The sequence below is a fragment of the Acinetobacter sp. YT-02 genome (genome assembly GCF_002412355.1).
Lineage (GTDB): Bacteria > Pseudomonadota > Gammaproteobacteria > Pseudomonadales > Moraxellaceae > Acinetobacter > Acinetobacter towneri.
The window spans coordinates 1-3507 of the sequence record NZ_NOZT01000086.1; the positions used below are offsets into that span (position 1 = coordinate 1).

5 protein-coding genes and 2 pseudogenes are annotated in these 3507 nt (G+C 37.8%); 4 read left to right on the forward strand and 3 right to left on the reverse strand.

The window, feature by feature from the left end; genetic code table 11:
* Nucleotides 1-58 precede the first annotated feature (58 nt).
* Together CF596_RS14210 and CF596_RS14215 are read left to right on the forward strand one after the other, a co-directional pair.
* Nucleotides 59-286: pseudogene (locus tag CF596_RS14210) on the forward strand (BrnT family toxin); the annotation flags it as partial.
* Complete coding sequence (locus CF596_RS14215) at nt 249-563, forward strand: BrnA antitoxin family protein (RefSeq protein ID WP_042068846.1); 315 nt, start codon at nt 249-251, stop codon at nt 561-563. The pseudogene CF596_RS14210 and the gene CF596_RS14215, both read left to right, overlap by 38 nt.
* 25 nt (nt 564-588) lie before the next feature.
* On the opposite strand, the pseudogene CF596_RS14220 reads toward CF596_RS14215, so the two are convergent.
* The 3 genes and pseudogenes from CF596_RS14220 to CF596_RS14230 form a co-directional block, all read right to left on the reverse strand.
* Nucleotides 589-882: pseudogene (locus tag CF596_RS14220) on the reverse strand (type II toxin-antitoxin system RelE/ParE family toxin).
* Nucleotides 872-1117, reverse strand: a complete 246-nt coding sequence (locus tag CF596_RS14225) for a type II toxin-antitoxin system RelB/DinJ family antitoxin (protein WP_000246756.1) — start codon at nt 1115-1117, stop codon at nt 872-874. Before CF596_RS14225 ends, CF596_RS14220 begins: the two are co-directional and overlap by 11 nt.
* An 81-nt stretch (nt 1118-1198) precedes the next feature.
* Entirely contained in the window at nt 1199-2170 is a 972-nt protein-coding gene (locus tag CF596_RS14230; RefSeq protein ID WP_096902849.1) for a helix-turn-helix domain-containing protein, read from the reverse strand.
* 132 nt (nt 2171-2302) lie between these two features.
* On the opposite strand from CF596_RS14230, the gene CF596_RS14235 reads away from it, so the two are divergent.
* Both CF596_RS14235 and CF596_RS14240 read left to right on the forward strand, forming a co-directional pair.
* Nucleotides 2303-3187 carry an MBL fold metallo-hydrolase gene (locus CF596_RS14235; protein ID WP_005176778.1) on the forward strand — a complete coding sequence of 295 codons (885 nt, stop codon included), beginning with the start codon at nt 2303-2305 and terminating at the stop codon, nt 3185-3187.
* Nucleotides 3188-3270: 83 nt separating this feature from the next.
* On the forward strand, nt 3271-3507 hold a 237-nt coding region (locus CF596_RS14240), incomplete at its 3' end, for an isochorismatase family protein (RefSeq protein WP_143228711.1).

The window sequence follows — 3507 nt, forward strand, 5'->3', positions numbered from 1 at the left end:
CTAACAAAGGAAAGCCACCTCTAATGGCTGCTTAACCTCTACTTTTAACTTCGGTTATTTATGGGAGGATTACCATGCCGTCTTCAAACAGGATCGCTTTGAAAATGGTGAATATCGTTGGCAAGCGATAGGTCTCGTACACGGGCAGACAGTTTTATTAGTGGCTCATACTGTACAAGATCATAATGGGATTGATCATCTCCGTATTATTTCAGCACGACAGGCAGAGAAAAAAGAGAGGAAACAGTATGAAAAAAACCGTTACGTACAAAGTAGATTTGAATAAACCTCCTGTCTTATCTGAAGAACAAAAGGCAAGACTTGAGGCATTAGATAAACGCGCAGACAGTGAAATAGACTTTTCGGACATACCTGAACTTGATGAAAGCTTTTGGAAAAATGCTGTCCAAAATCCGTTTTATAAGCCAACTAAACAAGTGACTACAGTACGCATTGATGCAGATGTCATGCAATGGCTAAAAGCACAAGGCAAAGGCTATCAGACACGTATGAATAAGATTTTGCGTGATGCCATGCTTAATGAACTAAAAAATCATCAATAAAAATGGGAGCTATAAACTCCCATTTTTAGTCTTTAATGCGCTTTTTAGCTTCGTCATAAACTATGCTATCAGCTCGTTTCCCGACTGTGATGAGCAAGATAACTACCTGATCATCTTTAACTTGATAGACAAGTCTGACACCAGCTTTTAATAATTTAATTTTATAGCAACCTGCGAGATCGCCTCTAAGCATATTCTTTGGAATATGTGGCTGCTCTATGACTTTGGCTACTTTCTTTTTAAATTATTCTCGTATAGCAACAGGGAGTTTTTCCCATTCTGCTGTAAAGTCTTTGTGACGTAAAAGCTTATAAGTCATCTAATGTGACTTCCTCAAACATCTCTTTAGGGTCATTAATACGCTTACGGACAAGAGCTAATAATTCTTCATCTTCTTCTGAAAGCAAAGCTTTTTTGACAGGTAATTTCCCAGTCGTAGCAACATACTCAAGAATACTAGTAAAGAAATCTGTAGGTGCAATACCTTGTTCTTTAAGGATGGAATAGGATTTTTCTTTAAGGGCTTCATCGACCCTGAAGTTAACAGTAGCCATTACTTTTCCCATTTGTTGAATACATGGATATATTGTAATGCAATTTGCATTACATAGATAGTTCGTATAACCACCATTATGTTAAATGGGTGGATTATTTTCATTAATGATCCCAAAAGCTTTTCTCCATGCCTGAGGGCTGGTGCCATATTTTTCACGAAAATTTTTTCTAAATGACACGGTATTATTAAAACCTGAAAGCTCGGTTATCTTTTCGATAGACAAGTTTGTCGTTTCTAAAAGTTCACAACTTAATCTGATTCTTTCAGTATTCAGCCAATCGACTAGGGTCATGCCTGTCGCTTTCTTAAAATGCCGTGTGAACGTCCTGCGTGTCATATGTGTCCGTTCAGCGAGGCTTTCAATATTATGTTGTAAAGCTAAATTCTTTCTTAAAAAATCAAGTAATACATTAATTTGTGCATCTTGGCTCGATTCTGCGACTGGCTGTTCAATAAACTGAGCTTGCCCACCTTCACGGTGAGGCGGGATCACCATTACTCTAGAGACTTTATTCGCAATTCGTGCATTATAGATTTCTCGTACCAAATATAGGCAGCAGTCTAATGCTGCACCTGTTCCAGCAGAGGTTACAATCCTTTGGTCTTCTACATACAGGGCATCATAATCAAGTTGAACCTGTGGAAACCGCTCACTGAAATCTTGTTCAGCCATCCAGTGCGTAGCTGCTTTTTTATGGTCAAGTAAACCAGCATATGCCAGTGCATAAGTTCCATAGCATAACCCTACAATTCTAATTCCAGTCTGATATGCACAATTTAGGGCATCGATAAGTACTTGTTTAGGCTCGTGATTAAAATCATCCCACCCAGGAATAATAATAAGATCCGACTCTTTAATGAGCTCGACCCCACCATCAGGGATAATCATCATAGACTGTTCTGTTGTTACGGGCTGGCCATCTATAGAAAAAATTTTCAGATCAAATAAGCGTTTATCTTCAATCTTGATATTGAAAATGATATGGGGGATAGAGAAGTGAAATGGATTTATATTGGGATATACGAACAATCCAATCACTGGTATAGCCATTCAATCTACCTCTCTAAAATAATAAATATAGCATGTTGTCCCAATAGTTTCGATGATTGTCCTTAAAGACAATTTTATTGCTTAATTTTTCCTATCATGATTCGAGTATGACTAAATGATTGGATCTGGAACATGAATAAAATTTTAAGTAGCTCTGTTATTGCACTCTCTCTGGCAATGGCTTCAGTCCATTTATATGCGAATGATAAGGTGGTTCAGCGAGATACTTCTAAAGTTACGCATATACAAGAAATTCGCAATGCAACGATTAAAGTAACCTATGCTGATACGACTTTTTTAATTGACCCAATGTTTGCTAAAAAAGGATTCTATGAAGGTTTTCCTGATACTCATCGTAGCTATTTACGGAATCCATTAGTCGATTTGCCTATTAAGCCTGAAACGATTTTAGAAGGTGTAGATGCGGTAATCGTGACCCATACACATTTAGATCATTGGGATGATGCAGCACAAGCGACTATTCCGAAAAACATGCCGTTGTTTGTACAGAATAAAGAAGACCAGAAAATCATTCAGTCACAAGGCTTCAAAGATGTTCGTGTATTAACTCAAGCGACCTTTGAAGGGATTAAGCTCACTAAAACTGGTGGTCAACACGGTACTGATGCCATGTACCGTATTCCTAAGCTTAAAGCTGGATTAGGTGAAGCAATGGGTGTGGTATTTGAAGCTGCTGGCCATGAAACTGTTTATGTGGCAGGAGATACCATCTGGCGTTCTGAAGTTGATCAAGCGATTCAAACATTTAAACCTGATGTGATTGTCTTGAATACAGGTAACGCCTTGGTTGATGGCTTTAAAGAATCCATTATTATGGGCAAAGAAGATACTTATCATGCAACTCAGAAAGCACCAAATGCTAAAGTGGTTGCTGTTCACATGGATGCAATTAACCACATGTCGGTAACACGTGCTGAGCTTGCAGATTACGTAAAGGACAAAGGAATCCAAGATAAGGTTTTAATTCCTATCGATGGTGAAACGCTTTCTTTCTAAAGTGACTTAAAGAAGTGGAAGCATTCCACTTCTTTAAAACATAAGTAGAACAAAACCAATATTAGTTAAGTAAAGGAATAGGTATGTCAAAATCAGCTTTATTAGTTATCGACTTACAAAATGAATATCTACCTACAGGTAAATTACCATTGGTAAATATTGAACAAGCTGCTGCTAATGCAGTGAAAGTAATTGCGAAAGCCCGTCAACAGGGTACTCAAGTGATTCATGTCCAACATATTGCTGATGCTGAATCTCCTATATTTGAACCCAACTCAAATGGTATTGAATTTCAGGACACAGTTAAGCCGCAAGAAGAT